The 26,179-nt window shown below is 62.5% G+C and carries 25 protein-coding genes; 14 read left to right on the forward strand and 11 right to left on the reverse strand.

Translation table 11 applies throughout. The features are described from left to right. The first annotated feature begins 195 nt into the window (after positions 1-195). A complete protein-coding gene (locus AC0IYU_RS05905) occupies positions 196-1,380 on the forward strand; it encodes an MFS transporter (RefSeq protein WP_081268164.1) in 1,185 nt (394 codons plus the stop codon). 187 nt (positions 1,381-1,567) lie between these two features. On the opposite strand, the gene AC0IYU_RS05910 is transcribed toward AC0IYU_RS05905, so the two are convergent. From AC0IYU_RS05910 to AC0IYU_RS05925, 4 genes are all read right to left on the reverse strand, one after another. Beyond that, positions 1,568-2,581: an IS30 family transposase gene (locus AC0IYU_RS05910; protein WP_155742518.1), complete on the reverse strand. Its 1,014-nt coding sequence runs from the start codon at positions 2,579-2,581 to the stop codon at positions 1,568-1,570. 20 nt (positions 2,582-2,601) lie between these two features. Then, positions 2,602-3,015: a hypothetical protein gene (locus AC0IYU_RS05915; RefSeq protein ID WP_081268162.1), complete on the reverse strand. Its 414-nt coding sequence runs from the start codon at positions 3,013-3,015 to the stop codon at positions 2,602-2,604. 406 nt (positions 3,016-3,421) lie between these two features. After that, entirely contained in the window at positions 3,422-6,091 is a 2,670-nt protein-coding gene (locus AC0IYU_RS05920; RefSeq protein ID WP_081268161.1) for an AAA family ATPase, read from the reverse strand. A 51-nt stretch (positions 6,092-6,142) separates the two neighbouring features. Beyond that, on the reverse strand, positions 6,143-7,405 hold the full coding sequence (locus tag AC0IYU_RS05925) for a type II restriction endonuclease (protein ID WP_472114094.1): 1,263 nt from the start codon (positions 7,403-7,405) through the stop codon (positions 6,143-6,145). A 210-nt stretch (positions 7,406-7,615) separates the two neighbouring features. Here AC0IYU_RS05925 and AC0IYU_RS05930 point away from each other — a divergent pair, with 210 nt between their 5' ends. Further along, the gene (locus AC0IYU_RS05930) at positions 7,616-9,259 is read left to right on the forward strand and encodes a Fic family protein (protein ID WP_472114097.1); all 1,644 of its coding nucleotides are present in this window, start codon (positions 7,616-7,618) and stop codon (positions 9,257-9,259) included. Between the two features lie 44 nt (positions 9,260-9,303). Here AC0IYU_RS05930 and AC0IYU_RS05935 read toward each other — a convergent pair whose 3' ends face one another. Beyond that, positions 9,304-10,713 (reverse strand): heavy metal sensor histidine kinase, encoded by a 1,410-nt coding sequence (locus AC0IYU_RS05935; protein ID WP_081268158.1) that lies wholly within the window; start codon positions 10,711-10,713, stop codon positions 9,304-9,306. After that, entirely contained in the window at positions 10,710-11,393 is a 684-nt protein-coding gene (locus AC0IYU_RS05940) for a heavy metal response regulator transcription factor (RefSeq protein WP_081268157.1), read from the reverse strand. Before AC0IYU_RS05940 ends, AC0IYU_RS05935 begins: the two co-directional genes overlap by 4 nt. A gap of 191 nt (positions 11,394-11,584) precedes the next feature. On the opposite strand from AC0IYU_RS05940, the gene AC0IYU_RS05945 reads away from it, so the two are divergent. The 7 genes from AC0IYU_RS05945 (at position 11,585) to AC0IYU_RS05975 (ending at position 16,839) form a co-directional block, all read left to right on the forward strand. Next, on the forward strand, positions 11,585-11,980 hold the full coding sequence (locus AC0IYU_RS05945; protein ID WP_155742507.1) for a hypothetical protein: 396 nt from the start codon (positions 11,585-11,587) through the stop codon (positions 11,978-11,980). A gap of 67 nt (positions 11,981-12,047) precedes the next feature. Continuing rightward, on the forward strand, positions 12,048-12,473 hold the full coding sequence (locus AC0IYU_RS05950) for a hypothetical protein (protein ID WP_253819862.1): 426 nt from the start codon (positions 12,048-12,050) through the stop codon (positions 12,471-12,473). A 116-nt stretch (positions 12,474-12,589) separates the two neighbouring features. Continuing rightward, positions 12,590-12,961 (forward strand): hypothetical protein, encoded by a 372-nt coding sequence (locus tag AC0IYU_RS05955; protein ID WP_155742506.1) that lies wholly within the window; start codon positions 12,590-12,592, stop codon positions 12,959-12,961. Then, positions 12,958-14,382 (forward strand): TolC family protein, encoded by a 1,425-nt coding sequence (locus tag AC0IYU_RS05960; RefSeq protein WP_081268154.1) that lies wholly within the window; start codon positions 12,958-12,960, stop codon positions 14,380-14,382. Before AC0IYU_RS05955 ends, AC0IYU_RS05960 begins: the two co-directional genes overlap by 4 nt. A 35-nt stretch (positions 14,383-14,417) precedes the next feature. Continuing rightward, positions 14,418-15,833: a multicopper oxidase family protein gene (locus tag AC0IYU_RS05965; RefSeq protein ID WP_081268212.1), complete on the forward strand. Its 1,416-nt coding sequence runs from the start codon at positions 14,418-14,420 to the stop codon at positions 15,831-15,833. A 65-nt stretch (positions 15,834-15,898) separates the two neighbouring features. Continuing rightward, positions 15,899-16,390, forward strand: coding sequence for a cupredoxin domain-containing protein (locus AC0IYU_RS05970; protein WP_081268153.1), 492 nt, complete (start codon positions 15,899-15,901; stop codon positions 16,388-16,390). 74 nt (positions 16,391-16,464) lie between these two features. Beyond that, a complete protein-coding gene (locus AC0IYU_RS05975; protein WP_155742505.1) occupies positions 16,465-16,839 on the forward strand; it encodes a copper-binding protein in 375 nt (124 codons plus the stop codon). Between the two features lie 76 nt (positions 16,840-16,915). Here the strand turns inward: AC0IYU_RS05975 and AC0IYU_RS05980 are convergent, their stop codons facing one another. Continuing rightward, positions 16,916-17,302: a hypothetical protein gene (locus tag AC0IYU_RS05980; RefSeq protein WP_454905109.1), complete on the reverse strand. Its 387-nt coding sequence runs from the start codon at positions 17,300-17,302 to the stop codon at positions 16,916-16,918. A gap of 183 nt (positions 17,303-17,485) precedes the next feature. On the opposite strand from AC0IYU_RS05980, the gene AC0IYU_RS05985 reads away from it, so the two are divergent. From AC0IYU_RS05985 to AC0IYU_RS06005, 5 genes are all read left to right on the forward strand, one after another. Continuing rightward, on the forward strand, positions 17,486-18,145 hold the full coding sequence (locus tag AC0IYU_RS05985; RefSeq protein WP_081268151.1) for a c-type cytochrome: 660 nt from the start codon (positions 17,486-17,488) through the stop codon (positions 18,143-18,145). A gap of 580 nt (positions 18,146-18,725) precedes the next feature. Continuing rightward, positions 18,726-19,118, forward strand: a complete 393-nt coding sequence (locus tag AC0IYU_RS05990) for a DUF305 domain-containing protein (RefSeq protein ID WP_081268149.1) — start codon at positions 18,726-18,728, stop codon at positions 19,116-19,118. A gap of 421 nt (positions 19,119-19,539) precedes the next feature. Further along, on the forward strand, positions 19,540-19,731 hold the full coding sequence (locus AC0IYU_RS05995; protein ID WP_081268210.1) for a heavy-metal-associated domain-containing protein: 192 nt from the start codon (positions 19,540-19,542) through the stop codon (positions 19,729-19,731). A 117-nt stretch (positions 19,732-19,848) separates the two neighbouring features. Beyond that, on the forward strand, positions 19,849-22,257 hold the full coding sequence (locus tag AC0IYU_RS06000; protein WP_472114100.1) for a heavy metal translocating P-type ATPase: 2,409 nt from the start codon (positions 19,849-19,851) through the stop codon (positions 22,255-22,257). A gap of 128 nt (positions 22,258-22,385) precedes the next feature. Next, positions 22,386-22,832: a hypothetical protein gene (locus tag AC0IYU_RS06005; RefSeq protein WP_155742504.1), complete on the forward strand. Its 447-nt coding sequence runs from the start codon at positions 22,386-22,388 to the stop codon at positions 22,830-22,832. Positions 22,833-23,000: 168 nt separating this feature from the next. On the opposite strand, the gene AC0IYU_RS06010 is transcribed toward AC0IYU_RS06005, so the two are convergent. The 4 genes from AC0IYU_RS06010 to AC0IYU_RS06025 form a co-directional block, all read right to left on the reverse strand. Continuing rightward, entirely contained in the window at positions 23,001-24,263 is a 1,263-nt protein-coding gene (locus tag AC0IYU_RS06010; RefSeq protein WP_472114103.1) for an MFS transporter, read from the reverse strand. Positions 24,264-24,336: 73 nt separating this feature from the next. After that, complete coding sequence (locus AC0IYU_RS06015; protein ID WP_472114106.1) at positions 24,337-24,768, reverse strand: hypothetical protein; 432 nt, start codon at positions 24,766-24,768, stop codon at positions 24,337-24,339. 59 nt (positions 24,769-24,827) lie between these two features. After that, positions 24,828-25,322 carry a TPM domain-containing protein gene (locus tag AC0IYU_RS06020; RefSeq protein WP_081268207.1) on the reverse strand — a complete coding sequence of 165 codons (495 nt, stop codon included), beginning with the start codon at positions 25,320-25,322 and terminating at the stop codon, positions 24,828-24,830. Positions 25,323-25,324: 2 nt separating this feature from the next. Beyond that, positions 25,325-26,179 (reverse strand): TPM domain-containing protein, encoded by an 855-nt coding sequence (locus tag AC0IYU_RS06025; RefSeq protein WP_081268206.1) that lies wholly within the window; start codon positions 26,177-26,179, stop codon positions 25,325-25,327.

The following is a 26,179-nucleotide window of genomic DNA, read 5'->3' on the forward strand; positions in this document are numbered from 1 at the left end:
CCATCAACGCGAAGGATGTTGCGTGCCGCTGCAGTTTGCGAGCACAGCGAAGTAGTTGATCTGCGCGCTTTTTTCAGCGCGTCAGAAAACCCTGTCGGATGCGCTGGTCAGCTGATTGCAACGGGATGGATGCGGCGTTGACCCGATGCACAGCCAGAATGCGCTGTATCTCTGCGCACACCCAGGAAGATCCACATGGCAACTCGCAACGATCTCCCGATCCTGCGCCAGATCCCGAACGGTGTCTGGGTCCTTGGCTTCGTCAGCATGCTGATGGACATCTCTTCGGAAATGATCCACAGCCTGCTGCCGCTGTTCATGGTCTCCACCCTGGGCGCCAGCGCTTTGGCGGTCGGACTGATCGAAGGGCTCGCCGAAGCCACGGCGCTGATCGTCAAGGTCTTTTCGGGAACGCTGAGCGACTACCTTGGCAAGCGCAAGGGCCTGGCTGTGTTCGGCTACGCGCTGGGTGCGCTGACCAAGCCGCTGTTCGCGCTCGCCCCGACCCTGGGCATCGTGCTGACGGCGCGGCTGCTGGACCGGGTCGGCAAGGGGATACGCGGGGCGCCCCGCGATGCCCTGGTCGCCGACATCACGCCGGCACATCTGCGCGGTGCGGCCTTCGGCTTGCGCCAGTCGATCGATACCCTCGGAGCCTTCCTCGGGCCGTTGTTGGCCGTCGGCTTGATGCTGCTCTGGGCGAACGATTTCAGGGCTGTGTTCTGGGTAGCGGTGATCCCCGGATTGATGGCCGTCGCGTTGCTCGCGTTCGGCCTGCGGGAGCCGGTGCATCAGCAAGGCGAGAAGCGCATCAACCCGATCCGCCGCGAGAACCTGAAGCACCTCGGCGCCTCGTACTGGTGGGTGGTGATCATCGGCGCGGTGTTCACGCTGGCCCGGTTCAGCGAGGCCTTCCTGGTGCTGCGGGCCCAGCAAGGCGGCATTCCGATGGCGCTGGTGCCGCTCGTGATGGTGGCGATGAACCTGGTCTATGCGCTGTCTGCCTATCCGTTCGGCAAGCTCTCCGACCGCATGAGTCACACCCGGCTGCTGGCCTTCGGGCTGTTCGTGCTGATCGCGGCCGATCTGATCCTGGCCTCCAGCAATCACTGGGGCGTGGTGCTGGCCGGCGTCGCGCTCTGGGGCGTTCACATGGGCATGACACAAGGCCTGCTGACCGCCATGGTGGCAGACACCGCGCCCGCCGACCTGCGCGGCACCGCCTACGGGTTCTTCAATCTGGTCAGCGGCCTTGCCATGCTGGCCGCCAGCGTGGTCGCCGGCCTGCTGTGGGACCGGCTCGGCGCATCCGTCACGTTCCATGCCGGCGCGGCCTTCTGCGTGATGGCGCTCGTCGGGCTGGGGTGGCATCGCCGATAGGCAAGTGAGTACAGCGAGCAGACTCTGATGGAAACCCCGCTCAAATCTGAAGAGTCCATCTGTTCAACCAGTCCCATTCGATCGTTCCGAATGCAGGCTTGGGCAACGCTCCCAGTTCTAGTGAACAGGTCATTTTTCCGAAACTGTTTTGGATGGGCGGTTTCAAGAGCGAAGTGCAACAGTTGAGTTATTGAACTGAGGAAGGGGCCTTCTGAGCCATGGCCAGCATGTGAGAAAAGACGGCCAGCGGGGTGTTGAAGTCGTGCGTGGCGCGAGGCCTGTTGTTCAGGCTGTCTGCGATGACGTCAAGTTCTTCTTGGCTGTAGACGCTCAGGTCGATGCCCTTGGGCAGGTACTGACGCAGCAGGCCGTTGGTGTTCTCACAGGTGCCGCGCTGCCATGGGCTGTGCGGGTCGCAGAAGTACACGCGCACGCCGGTGTTCAGGGCCAGTTGCTGGTGACGGCTCATCTCCTTGCCCTGGTCGTAGGTGAAGCTGTGACGCATCGGTGCGGCAATCGAATTGAGCTTGACGGTGAAGCCTGCGAGCGCCGAGGCGGCGGTGGCATCTTCCATGCGAGCAAGCAGCACCAAGCGGCTGGAGCGCTCCACCAACACGCCCACGGAGGACTGGTTACCTGCGCCTTTAATGAAGTCGCCTTCCCAGTGTCCGGGCATCACGCGGTCCTCGATCTCGGGCGGGCGCACGTGGATGCTGACCATCTCGGGGATCTGGCCGCGCCGGTCATTGCCCCGCGTGCGCGGCAGGCGCGTGCCATGGCCCTGGCGCAGGCAGGCGATGAGCTGGCGGCGCAGCTCGCCTCTGGGCAGGGCGTAGATCGCGGTGTAGATGGTTTCGTGGGACACGTGGCGCGCAGGCTCGTCGGGGAAGGTGCGCTTCAGGGTAGCGGCAATCTGCTGTGGCGACCACTTCCAGTCGAGCATCGTCAGGACAACACGCCAGGCGACGCCGCGGACATCGAGCTTGGCGGCGGGGCGCGCGGCGCGCTGGCGCAGTAGGCAGGCGTTCTGGGCGAGATGCGAGCCGTAGGCCAGTGCCCCCAAGGTGTTGCGCCCGAGCTCACGGCTAACGGTCGAAGCCGATCGTTGCAGCGTGCGGGCCATGGCCCGCACGCTGCAACCTTGCTGGCGCATGCTGGCGATGGTCATTCGGTCCTCAGGCTGCAGTTGCTGGTAGCTGATTCGGTCTTGCATGGAACACCTTACTTGAAGGGGTGTTGCACTTCAGACTTGAGGCCGCCCACCTTATCGACCAACTGCCTGAACTGATCGTACTTCGCTCCGCCGCGCAGAAATGGTTGCAGGTTGGCGAATGACTCCCGAGTTCGACGATCGCACTGATCGACGAACTTCATCAGATCGGTGTCATCTTGAATCTGCTTGATGATGGCGAAAGCCTCAGACATGTGCGCGATTTGCAAGCGCACCCAATACAACCCACCGTTCGGGCGTACGTTGCGGTCGCCACGCTCGACTGCCTCCTTGTAGTCGGAGAGACTCTGGTTTGCGTATGACATGTCATTCGCAGCCATCATCAGTTTGATGACTATCACCGCACTGGGGCCGCGGAGCTTCAGCGTCTCGAAGTTGATTTGTCGAGTAGTCGTGCGCACCATGGCAGATCCTGTCCGGTTCTTCTTGCTCGAACGAGCATAGCGTGTAACCCACCACCTCCCCATCGTTCTAGGCCATGCCGAATAGGAACGGCGCCCGCCTGCACGATACGCGCCGGCACCATGAGGAATCCTTGGCGCTACCCGTACTGGCGTACGCGATCTGGGGAGACCTATTGCAGCGCTACTCCGCCAGCACCATCGCACCTTTCGCTCAGCTGGCGCCCGCGGTCGGCTGGGCTGCCTAATCGTTCGCTCCGCTTAACCGCGGCTAGCATCGGAGCGAAACACTGATCACTCGATGCCAAGGCAGATTCGATGGACATCCGCGCCCTCGATCTGTAGGTTCAGTTCGGCACGTTGGGTTTACAGTTATGTCGTCTGCAGAGTGTGCTGGATCACAGGGCTTTCAGGCACCGGCGGCGGGTGCCGCGGGCACAAGTTGGGGTGCCACGGCTCTTCCGAGCACGAGAGCATCGAGACGCTCAAGCGTGCCGACCACCAATTCGACAATTCCGGGCTCGAAGTCCTCGCGATCTTCCTCTTCGTGGGTGCCTTTGTTCAGATAGGTCCAAACGTGAGCGTTGGCGGCAAGGAGCGTCTGGAGGCATGCGATCACCTCCGCCTTGTCCTGATGTGCGAATCCGACCGCCCTGGCTTTGCTGAGAAGCTGGTCGCACAAATTCCGTAACTCTGGCTCTGCACCCGGTCGGCGCATCGAAATCGACAGGTTGCCATGGTCGTGGCTAATCAACCATTTCCAGACTCTACCGCTGAGCATCTCCAGCGCTTGGCGCGAAGCAGCAAGAGCGCCCCGATCGTTCATCCCGTTGATCGCCGATCGAGCTTCCACCAGATAGCTTCGAATCTGCGGATCGGCATGGATCACCGGGCGGTAGTCGCCTCGATGAGGACGGATTCCATACACCTGCAGGTCGTTGCGCTGAGCCGGCAGCATGTGATTCTGAATGTCCTTGATGAATTCTTGACTGTGGCAGGTCACGATGAGCTGTGTGTCGGCGAACCGTTGCGCATCGAAGATGGTTTCCCGAATGCCTTGGCGGTGCTCGGTGTCGATCGCGTTGATCGCATCGTCGAAGACGATCAGCGGTGCGCCAATGGCAATCGCTTTGGCCAGCACCACGGCCAAGCCGAGGCACCGAATGTGTCCTTCGCTGAGCACCTGCAACGCGTCGTGCCGTCGCTCGGGACTGGCTTGGAAGGCGACCTGAATGCGCATGGCGTTGGAGGTCGGTAGGAAAAGCGCGGCGAGTTTGTCCTCGTCCCGGTCCTGCCGGTTGAAATCGTTGTAGAGCGCCATCGCCGATTCGTTCAGCCCGGCCATCAGTTGCGCCGGCAGGCCGTCGCGGTACTGCCTGAGCAACGGAAGAAAGGCGTCGTACGCCACGCCAATGCGCATATCAAGTTCGATCTCGATTCTTTCCGCCTCCGCCTGCTCGATGAGTGCGGCGTTCTGCTCGTCGAACTCCGCCACGCGTGCACGTGCCGCGTCGACCAGGAGTGCCAACTGTTGCCGCTTGGAAACCTGGGCCACGGCACGTTCCTTCAGACCTTGCAGCTTGTCTCGCTCGCGGATTCGCTGCGCGCGCTCCTCCGTTGCGGTCCTCGTCTCGGCGTCGCGCAACGCCGCGCGGTCCGCCGCGGCGCAGAGCCTTTCGAACTGGGTTGGGCCGCCATCGACGGGCTCCTGCAGCGTCGTCCACCAAGGGCTGGTGATCTGGATTTGAAGGGGCGCTCGGGCGGGTGCGGCGCCACCCATTTCCGCATGCTCGAATCTCAGCAGCCTGTCGACTACGTCGCGCAGCGCTGTAGAGGCTGCATCGCGCGTTGTACGCGCGGCATCCCGCGCGTTTTGCAGTTCCGCGAGCTCGCGAAGTTGTGCGAGACCGTCGATCGCTTTGGCGAACGGATCGCGAGTCACCTGCGCGAGCGGTGTGTCGCACGCGGGGCATGCCGCGCTGTCGACTTTGCGCAATTTCGAGACCGCGGTGTAGAGCTCCTGGAAAGAAATCTGATCGCCCTTGCCGCGCAACTCTTCCTCGCGGGCATCGAGTGCAATCTGTTTTTCCGTCGCTTCAGCCAACTGATCGGTGACGTCCGCGTGCGTCACGTTCACCATCGCCGGTTGGACCCTGTCGATCAGCGCCGAAAGCTCCTGCAGTCTTCCAGGGGCCTGTTCCGTGCCGATATAGGCCTGCATGGCTTCGAAGCCCAGATCCGGTTGCAACTCGGCGGCCAAGGCAGCGTCTTCCAGATCCAGCGCTGTGATCGCCTGCTTCTCTCGCTCCAGGGTCTGCTGGTCCTGGGCCAGGCCTGCCCGTGCAGTCATCAGTTGTCTCTGCTTGACGGACAGCAGCTTCAACTTCGCATCCATGGAATCGTTGAAATTCCCCACGAAGTCGTTGAACTGGTCCATGCCGAAAAGCGTGGCAATCAGCGCAGAGCGCTCGGCTGGCGCCCTGGACGCCAATCGAGAGAACGAATCGATTCGGTTCTTCTCCACGAACAGAAATCGATGCGCGTCCTGGTTAGGCCGCAGGTTGACGACTTCGCCGTGTGTATCCCTCGCGCTGAGCGCAGGTGCGACGAAACGACGCTCGTGGACATTCGCCAGATATGCGTCGGCGCCAAGGCGTGTCGCCTCCGCTTCATCGACACTGCCGAGCAGCGCATATTCCAATGCTTCGCAGAAGCTGCTCTTGCCGCTTCCATTCGGGCCATACATCAGAGTGATACGCCTACTGAGATCGAATTCCTCGGCTTGACGAAAGCCCCTGAAGGGCCCGACTCGCAAACGATTCAGTCGCGTCCATGCCCAATCCTGTGCTACCGCGTTGGCAGCGATGTCTGGCATGTCGATCGGAGAATCTGCAAGATCGCGACGACAGAGTTCTGCAAGAAGACCCGCTCTCTGCGACTGACGATTCGAGGTGCGTGCAACGCCGTCGAAATTGGCGAGCACCAAGTGCGCCAGGCGCTTCACGTCATCGGCGATACCCCGGGGTTGCCCATGCAGCCACTGGACGAATTGCTCGAAGTCTCGCTTTGCAGAAGACATGCCCTTTACCCCTTCTTGAAAGTAGGCAACCCGCGCCAGCAGGAATCTGGATCACAGCAAGTGAGAGATCTCATTCAACGGCTTCAAGCCCGAGCCAAACCGACCGATCGCTTCGCGATGCGCTCCGAGTTCGCTGTATGGCAGATAACGGATACCGAGCTCGGCGACGCGCGAGAAGGCGGGGCGACGTAGCTGAAGCCGCACATCCTCGCGTCGCGCATCGGGCGCCACCAGGAACATCGACACGCCCACGCCCAGCGCAGTGCCCAGCGCGAGGTCCAGCATCCGCACGATGCCTGAGTAGATGGAGGTCGAGTGCTCCACCTCGAAGGCCGCAGCGATCTTCGAGCCGTCGGCCTCCACCCAGATCACATCGATCAAGCGGACCGAATCCAGGCCGGGTTGTGCGCCCGCAGGCAACTGCGTCAGGCAACCGTCACCGAGCCGCCCACCCGCATAGCTGCGTCCCTGGTCGTTCGAAGCGATCCAGACGCCGAAGCCGAGCGACTTGCCCAGATCGCGCAGCCATCCCTGAATTTGCGTGTGGGTTGCGTCGCTCTCGCGCTCCGCGGCCCAACGCTTGTGAGCGGCCGCTGAATCTTCGCGAACCTTCTCGAGGTCGGCCTCCCAACCCTGAACGGCCGCGACGTCGTCGCTGCGCGGCGGCGCCGTGTAGCGACCCGAGCCGATGTCGAAGAGCAATCCTGCCAGTGCGCCCATGTCGTTGGACAGCAGCCGGCGGTGCTGCGCGTTCAGCCGAAGGCAGCCCTCGCGCATGGAAAGGTAGTGGTCCCACTTGCCGAGCTTGACGTTGCTGCCTGTGACGGCGTTATAGCCTTTCACGATCGCCGTGTTGAACGGCATCACGATCGTGGGATGGACGAAGTACAGCAGGTTCGCCACAGCCGGCCCGAGGCCCTTGATCCGATGCGCATCGATGCGATGGATGGCCTCGACCACCTCCTCAGCGTTGTCGCAACAGTCGCAGGCATGCAGCAGTCGGGCAAAGGCACGCTGATTGGCGGCGTTCTCGTAAATGTCGGGAATGCGCAACTTCGGCTTCCAGAGAAACGCGTGGTCGGCGCCCTTGAAGATCTGGCGTTGCTCCGCCACCGACCCGACGACAGTCTCGAGCGAGGAGCCGCGAAACGCGCTGCCGAAGGTCCCCGCATCGATGTCCTTGACCACCTGGGCCAGGCCTCGGCGGATGGAACGGAAATTCTTCAGCCGCTCGTCCCACAGAAACCACGAGTTGTAGGTGCTCAATGGATCGGTCTTCCAGTGACCGATGAGAACTTCAAGACCGATGGACATGGACAGGATGAGATGGGGGCGCATGGCGCGACGCTGCGATTGAAGCACGGGGCGCCGAAATCAGGTGCTACGCCTTCTCATAAATCTCTGGCATTCGAAAGGCAACTTAATCTAGCAATCAATATACAATTAAATCTAGCGCCCAAAGGGCATAAGAATCTAGCAATCGAGCGCCATCGGCGCCTCCCACCGACTGTGCGAGTATGAAACATGGCCACCCATCCGACCTCGACTTCGCGTAAAGCTACCCCTGCGCAGCGGCGGTTGGCCACTGCCCTGGAAGCGCTGCATGTGCTTCAGGCGCAGGGCCATGGCGTGTTCAACACGAGCCAGTTTTCCCGCACCGACCGCGAGGCGCTGCTCGCCGCAAGGTATCTCCAGCCGGTGATCCAGGGCTGGTACATGTCCGCCAGCCCTTCGGCCAAGGCCGGCGACACGACGCCCTGGATTGCTGGAATGAAGGACTTCATTGCCGCCTATTGCAACGCCAGGTTCGGCGCCGACTGGTGCGTATCGGCGGAGTACTCGCTGAAACTGCACGCCGGCACAACCTTGCTGCCCCAACAGGTTGTCATTCACTCGCCACTGGGCAAGAACGGCGTGTTGGACTTGCCGAACGGGTTCTCTCTGATGGACTATCAGGCGAGAGACTTTCCTGGGCCCGACCGACGCGACAGCGTCGGAAACATCCGCACGATGACGCTGGCCCAAGCTCTCTTGAAGGCGCCGGAGAACTTCTTCAGGGCTTCCGCCCAGGACGCGCAGGTCGCGCTGCTGTCCATCAGCGATGCATCGGAACTCAGCCGGCTGCTCGCCGAGGGCAACCACAGCACGATCGCCGGGCGGCTTGCCGGCGCGTTCCGGGCGGTGGGCCGAGGTGCGATCGCGGACGACATCCTGGGATTCATGCGCGCTTTGGGCAACCAGGTCACTGAATTCAATCCGTTCGAGATCCCGCCGAGGATTGTCCCGGGCGACCGCATCGAGTCTCCCTATGTCTCCAGACTGCGACTCATGTGGGCTTCGATGCGCGACGACGTGATGGGTGACTTCCCGCAGCAGGAGCCCGGGTCGCCGGGCGACGTCGACGCATTCATGCAGGCGGTCGAAGATGTCTATGTCACCGATGCCTACCATTCGCTGTCCATCGAAGGCTACAGAGTCACGCCGGAACTGATCCGTCGCGTGGCGGGCGGGGATTGGAACGAGGACATCCACGAGCAGGACCGGCAGTCCAGAGATGCGATGGCGGCGCACGGCTACTGGCTGGCGCACAACGAGGTCAAGGTGTCCATCCGGAAGATCTTCAGCGGCGCAAACGCCGGTGATGTCCTCAAGGGCGATCATGGCGCCTGGTTTCGCGCGATGTTCGCGCCCAGCGTTACCGCTGGGCTTCTGGCGGCGACGGACCTGGCGGGCTACCGCGGGCATCAGGTCTACATTCGCAACGCGCAACATGTGCCACCGCCGCGCGAAGCCGTGCGCGAGATGATGCCCGTGCTCTTCGAACTGCTGCGCGACGAACGCTCGGCCGCGGTGCGCGCGGTGCTGGGTCACTTCATGTTCGTCTTCATTCACCCGTACATGGACGGCAATGGCCGGCTTGGGCGCTTCATCATGAACACGATGCTGGCCTCGGGCGGCTTTCCCTGGACAGTACTGCGCCTCGAGGATCGCGATCGGTACATGGCGGCGCTGAATGCGGCAAGCGGCCAGGGTGACATCAAGCCGTTTGCGTCGTTCGTCGCCCAGAGTCTGGATGCGGCAAGGGACGCGCAGGCCGACCCGCTGCACGACGATGGCGCATTGGACGCTGACATCGAAGAAGACGATCCGCAACGCCCGCGCGGTTGAGGGCTGCGGATGGCGCGTCAAAGCGGCGCGCGGCCCAGGTCGAATCAGCTTTCGGGCAACCCCAGAGAGAAGCTGATTTCGGTGACGCCCGATCGGGAGGTGGCGCGGGTCTGCCCGCCGTGCATGCGCGCGATCGCGGCGACGATCGCCAGGCCCAGCCCATGGTGCTCTGACGAGTCGGTGCGGGAGCGCTCCGCCCGGAAGAAGCGTTTGAAAAGATTGGGCAGCACGTCGGCGGGGACAGGCTCGCCCCGGTTGGCGACCTTGACCCAAACACCGTCGGGCTGCGTGTCGATCACGACCGCGATGGTCGAGCCTGGCGCCGCATACCGGCTCGCGTTGCTCAGCAGGTTCGACAGCGCCCGGCGCACCAGACCAGCGTCGACGCCAACGTGCGCATCGCCGCTCACATGCACCTTCAGCCCCACGTCTTCGAGCTTGGCTTCGTGGAAATCCAGCACCGTGCGAACCTGGTCGGCCAGGCTGACCGGCGCCGAGCGGCGGGCGACAGCGCCGCGGTCCGCATGGGACAGGAAAAGCATGTCGATCACGATCGCAGAGACACGCCGTGCTTCTTCCAGCGCCGACAACAAGGCGTCGTGCAATTCCTCGACCGATCTCGGCCGCGCCAGCTCGACCTCCACCATCCCGATCAGGTTGGCCAGCGGCGTGCGCAGTTCGTGCGCGACATCGGCGTTGAACGATTCCAACTGCTGATAGGCCTGCTCGGCGCGATCCAGCACCGCGTTGAACTGCGCGACCCACGGGGCGATCTCGGATGCATAGGGCGAGGGATCGATGCGCCGGCTCGGGTGTTCCGGACCCGTGGCCGCGGTCTGCTGAATCAGCTTCTTCAAGGGTTTCAGGCCCCGGCGCACCAGCAGCGCACCGGTCAGGGCGATCATTGCGGACCCCAGCACGACCGCGCCAACCAGCGTCCAGGCAAGCCGACTCAGGAGCCGCGAGTCCTCCTGGATGTCGATGCCGAGTTGCAGTTGCATGGCGGCGTCGCCCGGCTGCGCCTGGTGCTCCTCTTTCGGCTTCCAAAGCCAGCGCGCGGATGCCCGGGTGGGCGTGGTCGAGTAGATGGTCTCGTCGCCGCGGCGCAGCACCAAGCTGATTTCGGCGTGCGTGAGGAAGAAATCATCCAGTTTGTGGCGCAACCCGTCTGGCCCTGGGTCGCCACGCGACTCCTGGATCAGGTGCCGGATCAGCTCGGACTGGCGCTCGAACTCGCTGGCCTGCTTGACCTGAAAGCTCCAAGCCGTGACCGCGTAGATCGCCACGCATACAAGGCTGAGGCCGATCAATGCCTGCGCCGCGAACCAGCGAGACAGCGCAGCCTGGATGGAGCCTGTGCCTTCGGTGTTGGAGGCAGCATCGGTTGCCGCCGGCTTGATGACCGCGAGGTCGGCTGCGGCGCTGGATCCTCCGATGGTTTCGACGGCGTTCACGATCCGCTGCCCTGCCGGCTCTCCAGCACATACCCCATGCCGCGCACCGTGTGCAGCAGCTTCTCTTCAAAAGGATCGTCGATCTTGCTGCGCAATCGCCGGATCGCCACTTCCACGAGGTTGGTGTCGCTGTCGAAATTCATGTCCCACACCTGCTCGGCCAATTGGGTGCGCGACAGCACATTGCCCTGGCGGCGCATGAGCAGGGTCAGCAGCGCGAACTCCTTGGCGGTCAGCTCCAGGCGGTGCCCGTCGCGCGTCGCCTTGCGCGCCACCACATCGAGGCTCAGGTCCCTGAGCGCGTAGTTGGACACCTCATGGAGCTTGCCGCGCCGCAGGAGGGCCTGGATCCTCGCGAGCAATTCGGAGAACGCAAAAGGCTTGGCAAGGTAGTCGTCCGCGCCGCTTTGCAGTCCGCGCACCCGGTCGGCCACCTCGTCGCGGGCCGTGAGCATCAGCACGGGCATCGACTTGGCCTTGCGTACGGCCTCCAGGACGGCAAAACCATCGATGCCCGGCAGCATCACGTCCAACACCAGCAGGTCGTAGTCCCCATCGAGCGCGAGACTGCGCCCCTCGATGCCCGTGCGCGCGAGGTCTACCACGAAGCCGCTCTCGGTCAGGCCCTTGACCAAGTAGTCGCCCAATTTGTGTTCGTCTTCGATGACCAGGATTCGCATCGTCGAATGCTACGGCGCGGGGTCGCAGGCGTGGTTTACTTCTTTGTAATCCACATGGTGGGTGATTGGCGGACTGGCTTCCTAGAGTCATTGCATGCCAGCCAGTTGACTGGCATCGCCGGCTCGGTGGTCGATGCCGACGCGTTCAGTGCAGCTCGCGAAGTCGAGCAATTCGTTGAAGGAGACCTATCATGAAGAACCGTCAAATCCTCTCGCTCGCACTTGCCGTTGGTGCAGGCGCTGCATTCGTTGCGCCCTTTGCTGCCTACGCGGAAGGCCCGGCCCACTTTGCGCCCAACGAAGCCGGTGTGGTCTATCACCCGAGTGAAGCGGGACAGGCCAAATCCCAGGCCCAGGTATCAGCTGAACTCGCGGACGCGCAGAAAACCCCTGCCGGGGCCAGCATGCTGCGCTGGGGGTCGATGAGTACGCCGAAGGTCGGAGCCACCAAGTCGCGCGCCGAAGTGGTGGCCGAACTGGAAGCCGCGCAGAAGCAACCCAACTGGGATGCCGCAGCAAGGCTCGGTGCGCCCCTGCCAGCGCCCAGAGGTGATGCGAGCAAGGCTCGCGCACAAGCGCAGCCCTGAGGGTTGCGCACAAAACTGGATGTCCATACAGGCCTCTTGACACACTGCTCGACTTAGAATTCGCCGCATGCACCGCGTTCGCCTGTTCGTCCTTTGGATCATGATGTTCGCCGTGCCCTTCCAGGGGTACGCGGCGGCAGCCATGGTCTTTTGCGGACCTGGTCACGCCGGTGCGGCCGCCGAAGTGTCGCTCGCACAGCCCGGCGCGCACGACCATGCCCGGCACCCTCATGCGGACGGGCACGGCGATCACGAGCACAAGGCGGCACAGGCTGCCAAGCCTCCCACAAAGGACAGCACCGCCAAGACAGCGAGTGCCGAGCCTGATGCGATGCACAAGTGCGGCACCTGCGGCGCGTGCCATGCCACAGCGCTGACCAGCACGATGGACGTGGCCGTTTTCCACGACCTTCCCAAAGCCGACCTGGCGGAGCCTGCCGTCACGGTGGCCACGCTCGCTCCGCGCGTTCTCGACAAACCTCCTCGCGCTTAACGCGTTCGTGCGCCTGTGACTCTCGTCACGGGCCGCCGCGAACGCTCATGCATCGCCTGCGTCATGCCTTTTCGGGCAGCTCTGACGTACTCCGTTCATGAACTTGCGAGGACTCCATGTTCCATTCATCGCCGACCCGTTGGTTGGCAGCTTTTCCCGCCTTGGCTGCGTTCGCCGCTTTGGCAACGCTGAGTGCCGCTGTCGCGGTGGCCCAGCCCGCGCCCGCGAGATCCGCTGAGGCTGCGGCGCCCACCGTCCTGACCTATAGGTCCGCGCTCGAGGGCTATCAGCCCTTTGCCGACGAAAAGCCCATCCCCTGGAAAGAAGCCAACGAGACGGTCTACCGCCGCGGTGGCTGGCAGGCCTACGCCAAGGAGGCGTCAGGCTCCAGTGCAGCCGAGGCCGATTCGCCCAAGGGCGCAGCCGCTGCGCCTGCCGCGCCGCCAGGCCATTCGATGCCCATGCCTGAGAAGAAGGAGAAGCCATGAAGCGCGCCCTTCGTTTAACAGCCATTGCCGTCGCGACGGCTGTCCTCGCCGGATGCGCGTCTGTCAGCATCGACGACGCCCTGAGCGACACAAATACCAATGCCCAGCAGTTCACCGGTGGGAAGCTCGAACTCAGCCGGACCCAGGAGCAGCGTGATCGCCGCGCCGCGCTGTCGCAGGAACTGCTCGCCAAACCGCTGTCGCAGAGTGACGCGGTGCAGCTTGCGCTGGCCAACAGCCCATCCGTCCAGGCCCTGATCGCCCAGAGCTGGGGCGACATCGCCGCGACCAACCAGAGCAGCAGGCTGCCCAACCCGATCCTCTCGTTCGCACGAACCCGCCTGAACAGCGAGCTCGAGCTCGAGCGCCTGCTGTCGTTCGGACTGGTGGACCTCATCCTGTTGCCGCAACGTCTGTCGATCTCCAGGAGCCAGGCCGCCCAGGCCAAAGTCCAACTGACCGGTGCCGTGGTCGACCAGGTCACGCAGGTCAAACAGGCTTGGGTCCGTGCGGTCGCTGCACAGCAGTCGCTGAAGTATGCCGAGCAGGTCAACAAGTCGGCTCAGGCCAGCGCCGAACTCGCGCGCCGGATGCAGCTGATTGGGAATTTCTCCAAGCTGCAGCGTGCACGCCAGCAGGTTTTCTACGCCGACGCGACGACTCAGCTCGCCTCGGCACAGCACGCCACCACCGCTGCGCGCGAAGAGTTGATTCGTGTCCTGGGGTTGAACGATGAGCAGGCCACCAAGTTGACTCTGCCCGAACGTTTGCCTGACCTGCCCAAGGCCCCTCGAGAGGCGAAGGAAGTCGCGGCGACCGCGACTGAGCAGCGCCTGGATGTCCAACTCGCACGTGCCCAGCTGGATGTGGCGGGCAAATCGCAAGGCATCAACCTGCTGTCGACCTTCATAGACGTCGAGGTGGGCGGTCGACGTGACACGGTGTTCGACAACGCGGAAAACACCAAGAGCACCCGTCGAGGCTTCGAGCTCGACATCCGCCTGCCGCTGTTCGACTGGGGGTCGGCGCAGCGCGACATGTTGAACGCGCAGTCGCTGGCCGCAGCCAACCGCTACGACGCCACCGTGCGCGGTGCCTCTTCGCAGCTGCGGGAGGGCTACTCGGCCTACCGTACGGCCTACGACATCGCACGGCACTACCGCGACGAAATCGTCCCATTGCGCCAGGCGATGGCCGACGAGAACGTCCTTCGCTACAACGGCATGTTGATCGGCGTTTTCGAGCTGTTGGCCGAGGCGCGCGACCAGATCGCCAGCGTGACCAACGCGATCAATGCCCAGCAGCAGTTCTGGCTCGCCGATGCCGCGCTGGCGGCTTCGGTGATGGGCAAGCCCACGTCCATGGGTGCCTCAATGGCCAGTTCGGGTGGCGAAGGCGCCTCTGCTGGCGCGGCCCACTGAGCGCACTTCTGCGCTCTCCAACCGAATTGAACGACATGACAAACAGACGCAATTTCCTGAGCGGCGCCGGTGCCATCACTGGCGCCATCGCCGCGGCCAGCGTGAGCAAGGTAGCAATGGCCGCCTTGCCCGAGCCTGTGCTCCAGACCACGCCCAACACCATGCCGCCGCTGATGCCTTCGAGCGGGCGCCCCTACAACCCTGTGGTCACACTCAATGGCTGGACCTTGCCCTGGCGCATGAACAACGGCGTCAAGGAGTTCCACCTGGTGGCCGAGCCCGTGGTGCGCGAGATGGCACCGGGCTTCAAGGCCAACCTGTGGGGGTACAACGGGCAGTCGCCCGGCCCCACCATCGAGGTCGTGGAAGGCGATCGCGTGCGCATCTTCGTGACCAACAAGCTGCCAGAGCACACGAGCGTGCACTGGCACGGCCAGCGCCTGCCCAACGGCATGGACGGCGTCGCCGGGCTGAACCAGCCACCGATCCGCCCAGGCAAGACCTTCGTCTACGAGTTCGTCGCGCGCCGACCGGGCACTTTCATGTACCACCCGCATGCGGACGAGATGACGCAGATGGCGATGGGAATGATGGGCTTCTGGGTCACGCACCCCAAGGCCGAGCATCCGCTGATCGAGAAGGTCGACCGCGACTTCGTGTTCCTGCTCAACGCCTACGACGTCGAACCCGGCAGCGCCACGCCCAAGATCATGACGATGCTGGACTTCAACCTGTGGTCGTGGAACAGCCGAATCTTTCCCGGTATCGATTCGCTGAATGTGCGCATGAACGACAAAGTGCGCATCCGGGTCGGCAATCTGACGATGACGAACCACCCGATGCACCTTCACGGCCACGAGTTCGAAGTCACGGGAACCGACGGCGGCCCGACCCCAAAGAGCGCGCGCTGGCCTGAGGTGACGACTGACGTGGCAGTCGGACAGATGCGCCAGTTCGAGTTTCTTGCCAACGAAGAGGGCGACTGGGCCTTTCACTGCCACAAAAGCCATCACACGATGAACGCGATGGGGCACGAGGTGCCAACCATGATCGGCTTGGACCACAAGGACGTGGCCAAGCAGATCTCCAATCTCGTGCCGGACTACATGGTCATGGGCGAGCGCGGCATGGCCGACATGGCCGAGATGGAGATGCCGATTCCCGATAACACCGCGCGAATGATGACGGGCGAAGGTCCGTTCGGGTCGGTCGAGATGGGCGGCATGTTCAGTGTGGTTAAGGTGCGCAAAAACCAGAAGGCCGGCGACTACTCCAACCCCGGATGGTTCAAGCACCCCAAGGGCACCGTCGCCTACGAGCTGGATGGTCCTCCTCCGGATACCTCGCGCCAGCGTGGCGCAGGCGCGGCCGCGATGCCCGCTCAGAACATGCCCGCCAAGAACATCGAAGTTCAGATTCGCAAACCTGCCAGCGGACATTCCGGCCACTGACCTCTTCCGTTGCCCCCTATCAACCTTACCTCCAACCTCCAACCTCCAACCCCAAAAGGAAAATAATGCAACACACTTTGCGCAACGTCTCTCTTGCAGTATTCGTCGCCCTGGCTGCAGCAGGCGCTTCGGCCTCCGGCAACCACGCCGGTGGACACGGTCACGAAGCCGATGAGGCCATCGGAAAGCCTGGCGTGGCCAGCAAGACCACCCGCACCATCAACGTCGACATGGCGGACAGCATGCGATTCACGCCAACGGACATCAGCGTCAAGCAAGGCGAAACGGTGCGCTTCGTCATCAAGAATTCTGGTCAGCTCAAGCACGAGCTCGTGCTCGGCACTGAGAAGGAGCTCAAGGAGCATTACGAAGTCATGAAGAAGAACCCAGAAATGGAGCACTCCGATCCGAACATGGTGACGCTGGCCGCGGGCAAGAGCGGCGAGATCGTCTGGCAATTCACCAAAGCCGGCAAGGTCGACTTTGCGTGCCTGCAGCCGGGCCACTACGACGCGGGCATGAAAGGCGCCGTGAACGTGACGAAGGCCGGTAAGTAAACACGACGTGTCCGCCGCGCGCTTCCATGAAGGCGCGGCGGACTCCAAATTCATTCATATCCAAGGAGATTCTCATGTCGAAATTTCGCATCGCACTTTTGGCATTCGTTGCCGCACTCTCGTTCGCTGGCGTGGCCAGCGCACAGTCCTCCAAATCCACGGCCGACATGCCTGGCATGAACGAGAAAGCGCCAGCGGCTGATGCTTCCGCCGCCGCCGCGACCTCCGATCTCAGCGAAGGCGAGATCCGCAAGGTCGACAAGGACAACAAGAAGCTCACCATCAAACACGGTCCGCTCAAGAACCTCGACATGCCCGGCATGACGATGGTGTTCGGGGTCAGAGACGACGCCATGCTCGACAAGGTCGAGACCGGTTCCAAGGTCCGCTTCCAAGCGGAAAAGATCGACGGCAAGATCGTCGTCACGAAGATCGAAGCTGCACGCTGAGTTTGAATGGCCTGCCGACGAGCCACGCTCATCCAACACTGTGACCGCGAGAAGGTCTGATGTCGATGAAACCACGTCACCCGGTCGCGTGGCTGTCGCGGTGTACGGACATCGTCTCATCGTCATGACACACGTTGCTGCAGGCGGGAATCAACGCTTGTTCTCGGACGAGCGAAAGCGCGCTTTCCTGCGCGGCAAGTGCGTCAGTTCGACCACGCGCCGACTGACGCAGGTTGTCGGCTTGATGCTTGTCGCCGGCCTGGCCGGCTGCGCCGATTTCTTTCAACAGCACCGCGACTTCCACGACGGCTGGCGTACGGGCGAGATCGTCGAGATCGGGCGCGCGAACGAGATCCGCCGCAGCCACCGCACCGATTGCAGGAATATGGCCAGCGCCGACGAACTTGCAGCGGCGCGCTTCGCCACGCTGATCGATCGTTCCACGGGGCAGCGCCACGCGCATGTCGTGATCCTGGACGCCGTGACGTCCGTGAACGTAGGGGACACCGTGTCCACCAATGTCGTTCGATGGGGCACGCCCATCCGCGTGCTGTCGCACGCAGGCGCGCCGAGCGGCTAACCAAGTCACGACACGATCTTCAGTCCTCTTTTGCAGCCAGTTCACCGCCAAAAACCTGAGTGCTCCATGAAATTGTTTGTGCCTCTTCTGTTTGCCGCTCTCGGCGGACTCGTCTCCAGCCTATCCTTCGCGGCCGATCCGATGCCGACGGCCACGATGGGGAAAACGCCCGCCAAGCAAGCGAAAGCGGACATCGCGAACGGTGAAGTTGTGTTCACCGCCAAGTCGTGCGCCGCGTGCCACAGCGCGGATGGAAACTCGGCCATTCCGTCCAATCCAAAGCTGGCTCAGCAGCATCCGGAATACCTGCTCAAGCAGCTCCAGGAGTTCAAGTCCGGCAAGCGGAAGAGTTCTGTCATGAGTGGCATGGCCGCGATGCTTTCCGACCAGGAGATGCGCGATGTCGCCTGGTTCCTCGGCTCCAAGCCCATCAAGCCTGGGTTCGCGAAAGAGAAGGACTTGGTCGCGCTCGGCGAGAGGATCTATCGTGGGGGCATCGCAGACCGCAGTGTGCCCGCCTGTGCTGGCTGCCACAGCCCCAACGGCGCCGGCATTCCGATCCAGTACCCGCGCCTGGGCGGACAACACGCAGAGTATGTCGCGGCGCAACTGACCGCCTTTCGGGAAGGGGTTCGACTCAACAGCATGCAGATGAGCGGCGTGGCTGCGAAGCTCAACGACCGTGAGATCAAAGCCGTGTCCGATTACATCGCAGGCTTGCACTGAGGCTCAACACGCTTCTGCCACCACCGTCATGCCGTCCCTCACGCACCTCTTCCTCATGGCCCTGTTGCCATCGCGCTCTGGTACCTGCAGTCAGCGAGCGCAAGGGGGTGAAGCATGTACGTGACCGGCCGATGGGTTTCCGCGAATGTAGTCAGCACCATGTTCATCGCCTGGATCGTAGCGGTGATCGTTTTCGCAGCGGTCGTGTATTGGCAGCGGCGAAAACCGCGCAAGAACCGATCGGAAAGCGCCAGAAGTCAAAGGACGTACCGTCCGAGCACGTCCGGAAAGTCAGGACGAGGTAAACGATGAAGCTGATGCCAATTGGTAGCCGCGACCGGCTTGACGTCCGACAGACGTTTGCCTTGCTCTTCAGCACCCTTCCAGCAGGTTTGGCGACTTCGCACGATCGACGTCCGCCGGCCCGTCATCTGGCAGAACGTCTCCAGTGGCCGCGACGCCCGAACAGAGGGCCGGGGCAAGGACATGTCGTTCCTAGTTCTGCGCGACGGACTGTCGTACCTGCGCGATCGCCGGCCTGGAAGCGGCAACTTGAAACTCAACCCACGAAGGAAACACCATGAACTCCCTGTCTTTCAAGAATTGGGCGAGCGCCTGCGCACTCGCGGCCTTTGCGCTGACCACGGCGGCGCAAACCCCTCCCTCCACGCCACCAGCGTCGACGCCGATGGCCATGCCTTCCGATCAAATGCAAAAAGGCGACGGATCGGATGAGATGAAGAAGTCGATGATGAGTGGCATGGACCGCATGCAGAAGATGTCGATGTCGGGCAACACCGACAAGGACTTTGCGATGCTGATGAAGATGCATCACCAACAAGCGCTCGAGATGGCCAAGCCCGAGATCGCGCACGGCAAATCGCCTGAGCTTAAAGCGATGGCCCGCAAGATCGTCAAAGACCAAACCAAAGAGATCGCGCAGTTGGATGCGTGGATGAAGAAGCACCCCTGAGCGGTATGCGCTGCCCTTGTGCAGGGTCTGTTCTTATCGACAGCCGAGCTATCCCACTCGGTTCTTCGCAGATTGACGGCAGTGGCAAGCGCGCCGTGTGCGCCGGAATCCAACAAAAAGAAGGGCCTCCATGTTGCTCAGCCTATCGACTATTTCCTGGCCGTTTTGTCCGCTCTGGCTGCACTCTCGACGGCTTACGTCGCGTGGGATCGGTTGGGAAAAAATCCTGAGCCAGTGTTGATGGGGGCTATCACATGACCAACGACAAGGTGGAGCAGGAGGGGTGGAGGCTGGTGACGCTCCTGAAGGTGGAGGCATGAATGCAAAAGACCACATTCAACTTGGGACGTGGCAGTCACCACTTGACATTCACATGACGTCAAGGTGGACACTGACATTACTTTTCAACAAGGAGTTCCCAATGCAAGAGTTCGTCATTCAGTCGATGTCCTGTGGCGGTTGCGCGAGCCGCATCGCCCAGGCGGTGAAGAACCTGGACGCCAAAGCAAGGATCGAAATCGATCTTCCTACGAAGACGGTGCGCATCGACAGCATCGAGGACCGCGCGTCCTTCACCACTGCCCTGACGGAGGCGGGATACCCACCAAAGTGATCGTCCCTACACGAGTCCCAGGCGCCAATCGGCTAAGGGGCCTCGTGCGTGCCCGTATGGACTGTATGCGCCGCATTGCCTGCGACTGTCCAGCAACTGCTTCTTCGGAGAGCTCGAATGAACGCCACGCCTTCCACCCTGCATGATCACCCCGAGGGGCATCACGTAGCGCGTCCTCCCGGCTCCGGGGAGCATCCCCCTGCAAACGATGCGGCATTGAAAGATCCTGTTTGCGGGATGACGGTCACTGCGCAGTCGCTGCACGTCTTGCAGCACGAAGGCAAGCCGGTCTATTTCTGCAGCGCGGGTTGCAAGACCAAGTTCGCGGCCGACCCGGCAAAGTACAAAAGGCACGGTGCTCCGCCAACGGTGCCGCTCGTGCTCGCTCCGGAGGATCCCGCGCAGCCTGCGCTCGAGGGCGCGATCTACACCTGCCCCATGCACCCGGAGATCCGCCAGGACCATCCGGGCAATTGCCCCAAATGTGGCATGACGCTCGAACCCGAGATGCCGACGCTCGATGAGGGAGAGGATCCCGAGCTTAAAGACTTCAAGCGGCGCTTCATCTGGACATTGCCGCTCACCGTCGTCGTCACCGCGCTCGCCATGGCCGGTCATCGTCTTCAGTGGTTTGAGATGGGAACACAGAGCTGGATCGAACTCGTGCTCACCGTGCCGATCGTGTTGTGGGCCGGTTGGCCGTTCTTCGAACGTGCGGTGCAATCCGTTGCAAATCGCAGCCCGAACATGTGGACCCTGATCGGTCTGGGAACAGCCGCCGCGTTCGTCTACAGCGTCGTAGCCACGGTAGCGCCAAGCGTGTTTCCCGCATCATTCGTGTCGATGGGGCGTGTCTCGGTCTACTTCGAAGCGGCTGCGGTGATCATTTCGCTCACCCTGCTCGGCCAGATCCTCGAACTCAAGGCGCGTTCGCAAACCTCGGCGGCGATCAAGTCATTGCTGGGTCTTGCGCCCAAGACGGCGCGGCGGATTGGCGCCGACGGCACCGAGGACGACGTACCCATCAGCCACGTGCACGTTGGCGACAAACTGCGCGTCAGGCCCGGGGAGAAAGTGCCCGTGGATGGCGTCGTGCTCGAAGGAGGTAGCGCGGTCGACGAGTCGATGCTCACCGGCGAGCCTTTGCCCGTGACCAAGCGGGTTGGCGACAAGCTCATCGGTGCAACGCTGAACACCAATGGCGCATTGGTGATGCAGTCGGAAAAGGTCGGCTCGCAGACCGTGCTGGCGAGCATCGTTCAGATGGTCGTGCAGGCCCAGCGTTCCAGGGCGCCGATGCAGCGAATGGCCGATCACGTAGCGGGCTATTTCGTTATGACCGTCATCGGCATCGCGGCGCTGACCTTCTTAGCCTGGGGACTGTTCGGGCCGCAGCCGAGTTGGGTCTACGGGCTGATCAATGCGGTGGCGGTGCTCATCATCGCCTGCCCCTGCGCGCTCGGCCTGGCGACCCCGATGTCGATCATGGTGGCCACGGGCAAGGCCGCCACACAGGGCGTGCTGTTTCGCGACGCTGCGGCGATCGAAAACTTCTGCAAGGTGGACACCCTCCTCGTCGACAAGACAGGGACGTTGACGGAAGGCCGGCCAAAGTTCGAGCGCGCGGTGGCTTCAACGGGCTTCACAGAAGACGAGGTGCTGCGCTTGGCAGCCAGCCTGGACCAGGGGAGCGAGCATCCGCTGGCTGACGCCATCGTGCGCGCGGCGCGCGAGCGCAACCTCTCGCTGACCGCGCCCGACGATTTCGAGTCGAGCAGCGGCATCGGCGTGACTGGAAGCGTTGGCGGCAAGAAACTGGCGCTCGGAAACACTGCGCTGATGGATCAGTTGAACGTCGCAGTCGGCGATCTGAAGCCGCAAGCCGAGACGTTGCGTGCGGAGGGTGCCAGTGTCATGTTTCTCGCCATTGACGGTCGGCCTGCCGGCTTGCTGGCGGTGTCTGATCCGATCAAGGCCACCACCGTGGAAGCGCTCGCGGCGCTCAAAGCATCGGGCATGCGGGTGATCATGGCCACCGGAGATGGACTGACCACGGCGCGGGCGGTTGCAGCCAAGTTGGGCATCGACGAGGTGCATGGAGAAGTCAAACCCGCTGACAAGCTTGCGTTGGTCGAGAAGCTGCAGCGTGAGGGACGCATTGTCGCGATGGCCGGTGATGGCATCAACGATGCACCTGCGCTCGCCAAGGCTGACGTCGGGGTCGCAATGGGCACCGGCACCGATGTCGCGATGAACAGCGCGCAAGTCACCTTGGTCAAGGGCGACCTGCGCGGCATCGCACAAGCCCGCGTCATCTCCGAGCAGACCATCGCGAACATGAAGCAGAACCTCGGGTTCGCTTTCCTCTACAACGCGCTCGGCATCCCCCTGGCCGCGGGCGTGCTGTTCCCGTTCACAGGGTGGCTTCTATCTCCAATGATCGCGGCGCTCGCGATGAGCCTGAGCTCAGCGTCGGTTATCACCAACGCATTGCGCTTGAAAGGAGGTGCGCGAGAGCGAATCTAGTGTTCGCCTTGAGCAGACAGCCGGCGAGTCGGTAGGTGGATAGCAGGCGATGCGAATCACGTGTGATCCGTGAGTACTGCCGAGTAATTCAACAGCGTTTCAACGCGAACCATCGGAAGGACATATGTATGAGCAGTTCGAATTTTCAGTTGTTGGACCCGTACTTCGACACGAGACTCGCGCAGCCTAAAGCAGGCGATATTGCCGCGGATCGTGATCGAAGAGTTCATCGCGTGACTCAGCGGCTCAACGATCTCGTCTACCCCGTGTTTGTTCAATTCCATGACTACCTCCAAGTCAAGCTTGGAGATTCGGCAGAGTGTTATGTGGACAGAGGAGAAGGAGCAGAACACGAGAAGCCGCCATACGTGAGTTTCCGATGGGGCAGCCAAGGTGGGCGGCTCAGCTCGCTCGTCTTTGCAGGCAACGCCGAAACGGGCGAGATTCACGCGACATGGCGCTGCTGGAGGCAGAGCATTCCTATCCACGGAGACAAGACACTCGATCCCTTTTTCTCGCGCGCACAGGTGCACGCGATGTTGGAGGAACTGATTTATCAATTTCCACCCATTTGATCAAGTTAACTGGGGGTCTAGGATTTTCTCCTTCGACACACGGGATGTGGCGGGTCAAGTCGTTGATTCTGCCGATCTCTGACCCAGGGGGCGCAATTTTCGGCGGCAATCAACAAGCGGCCGTAATTATCAAAAAGCTAGAGCTTGCCATTGCTCCGACGGTTAGCCTCAACGGGCAGGCAAGTTCGATGCCGTCCCGCCGTTTGCACCACCCCTGGCATCTGTCGGTTTCCTGGCAGCGATTTCGCGGATTCGGGTCGGGCCCCACCAGACCAACGACAGCACAGCCCCGAGCAAGAGAATGGCAGCAGCTGCCCAGAACGGTGCCATCGGCGTCAGTGTGAACAATGAGCCCGCTCCCATCGAGCCGAGCGCTTGGCCAAGATTGCCCGCGGCGGCTTGGCGCCCGAGAAGCGCACCGGCTGCGTCTGCCTTGCGCTCCAGCAACTCGTACGACAGCACCGGCCCGACCATTCCGGCTCCTGTGGCCACCACTGCGATCATCAGCCCCAGCGAGCCCGCACCAGGCACCAGTGAAATGAACGTCAGGGCGAGCGCCGAGCCGGCGAACGCGCCGGCCACCCAGCGCTGATCGATACGGCGCCGCACTGATGACAGCAGCAGCATTGACTGCGCCGTCAGCATCGCCAAGCTGCAGGTGATGAACATCGCAGCCATCGTCGCTGTGTTCAGGCCAAGCGTCTGACTGCCGAACAGGTTGAAGCCAACCTCAAAGGTTCCGACCGCAAACGAGGCCAGTGCCGCAAGCAGCATCGATGCATACACGAAGTGCCGGCGTGGAGCGTTCCCAGCCTCGTCCCCCTCCACAGCGTGCGTTGCAACGATGTCGTGGTTTCGACCGAGGCACAACCGAGTCAACAGCAGCAGCGGTACACCGGCCACCGCGACGGTCAATGCGGGCCAGTTCAACATGCCTCCCATTTCACCAACAACGGTTCCCATCACCGGACCGGCCAGCCAAGTGCCGAACGCCGGCCCAGCGAGGAACCCGATGAAGGACGCGCTCCCCAGCAGCACGAAGCGGCGGCTGCGATCGACTGTCGTGCTGCTGTCGGCGATATAGGCTTGCGCTGTCGGAACGATCGCGGCGGCACCGGCGCCGGCCAGCAAACGCGCGGCATAGACGAAGCCCAGGCTCGGGGCCAGCGCGGTGGCGGTGCTACCGACCAGGAACGTAGCGAAGCCGATCAGCAGCACCCCCACGCGTCCGCGCCGATCCGAAAGTCGACCCCAGAGCGGCGCGAACAGGAACAAGGCGAACAGATAGACACCGCCCAGCATGCCGACATGCCAGGCCACTGTGGATGCCGGCACAGCACCGAGGTAGCGCAACAGATAGAGCCTAATCAGCGGTAGTCCCGCACCGTAGCCCAGCGACACGATAAAGACCATGGCACCAAGCAGCGCCATCGCGCCCCTTCTCATGGGCTCGGCGGCAGTAGCGCTCGATTCGACTCGGCCGGCAGTGTCAGTCACGATGTCGCTATCGCCTCGCGACATGGAACACCAAGCCCGCGAGCCAGCCCAGCGCAGGGACGAGCAACAGCCATCTGAAATCAGAATGGAGATCGAAGTTGATTGAACTCATGAGTGCCACCGTCAGCGCCCCGGTCAATGCGATGACCCATGACGTGCCCTTCAATCCTGACGGAATCGCAGCCCAAGCAATGAACACCGTGAGCACACCCGTGCCTGCGATGAATCCACCCATGACCGTAAACACCCGCTGCAGCCATCCCTCCAGGCCAGGCAGCGCAGACCGAACCTGAGCCAGCGAGCTGCCCATGAAGCGCGTGTCTTCCGGCAACAAGGGCGGTCGCAGAAAGATGAAGTAGAGCCCTAGCGCCACAAGCCAGACGCCGCAACCCGTCAGCATCCAGATCGCGGCGTGACGGGGTGAGATGCGTGCACTCATGATGGTCACGGCGAAGGGAATGTCGGCAACGAAACTGCGCTGGCTTCGATCCGTGCTTTTCACAGTACCACCGGCTTGTCTGGCAGTTCGTTCCCGCGAACGTCGGCAGGAAAGTGACGCACGAGGTGCCGCATCACAGCCTGCACGCCGCTGACCACGCCCGCTTCATAGTTCGAGTGCTTGAACGCCGTTTCCATTTGATTGCAAACCTTGCGCCATTCTTCGGTGCCGACTTTGGCATGGATGCCGCGGTCCGCCACGATTTCGACTGCGCGATCCGCGAGCAACAGATAGATCAGCAAGCCGGTGTTGTGCTCGGTGTCCCAGATGCGCAACTGCGCAAAGAGTTCGAGTGCTCGCTCCCGGGGTGACTGCCCCTTGAACAGCGGCATGCCATCCAATGCGCCCTCGACCACGAAGCGTATTTCTCCAGCATGCGCGGTCTCGCTGACCTTGATCGCTTTCTCGATCGCGTTCAATGCGCTGCGGGGAAAGCACCGAGTGACCTGGCTATGCGTGGTCAGCAAGTGCTTCAGGATGCGTCGGGTTCTCATGATCACCACCTCCCCGACGCACCGCCGCCACCGAAGCCGCCACCGCCACCGCTGAATCCACCGCCACCGCCGCCGCCTCGACCGCCTCCACCGTAGTAGCCGCCCAAACCGCCCATACTGTGCCCGCGCATCCCGCCACCGAGCAAGGTGACGAACAGCGCGATCACCCCCGCGCCCAGGGCCATCGACACGGCACCGACGACGAACCAGGCGATCAACGCGACCACCCCGCCAGTGACCAAAGAGCCGGGAATCTTGCCAAGCGCGGAGCGCAGTACGCCGCCCACAGCAAGGGCGAGAATGAAGAGCACAGGGGCGTACTGCTGAACACTGCCCATGCTCCTGGTGGGCGCGCTGCTCGGCTCTGGCAAAGGCTCCCCATCGACGACGCTGATCATCTGCCGGACGCCAGCCGTGATGCCGCCATAGAAGTCTTGCGCCTTGAATCGAGGCAAGAGAGTCTCGCTGATGATGCGTTTGCTGGTCAGATCGTTGAGTGCTCCCTCCAAGCCGTATCCCACCTCGATGCGCACGGCACGGTCGTCCTTCGCAATGACGAGGATGGCACCGTCATCGACCTTCTTCCGACCCAGCTTCCACTTCTCCGCGACTCGCAAGGCGAACTGCTCGACTTCCTCTGGTGCCGTCGAAGCGACCATCAAAACTGCAAGTTGACTGCCTTTCCGGGCTTCGAACGCCGTGAGCGTTTGCTCTAGTGTGGCCTTCTGCTCCGCAGACAGTGTGCCGGTCTGGTCGGTGACATGTCCCGTCAGCGGAGGGACCGGAACTTGCGCCCCGGCGAGTGCGGACCAACCGAGTGCGCCAACCAGAAGCAGCGCGCTGGTGATCCGACGCAT

The organism is Variovorax sp. AC103 (assembly GCF_979254005.1).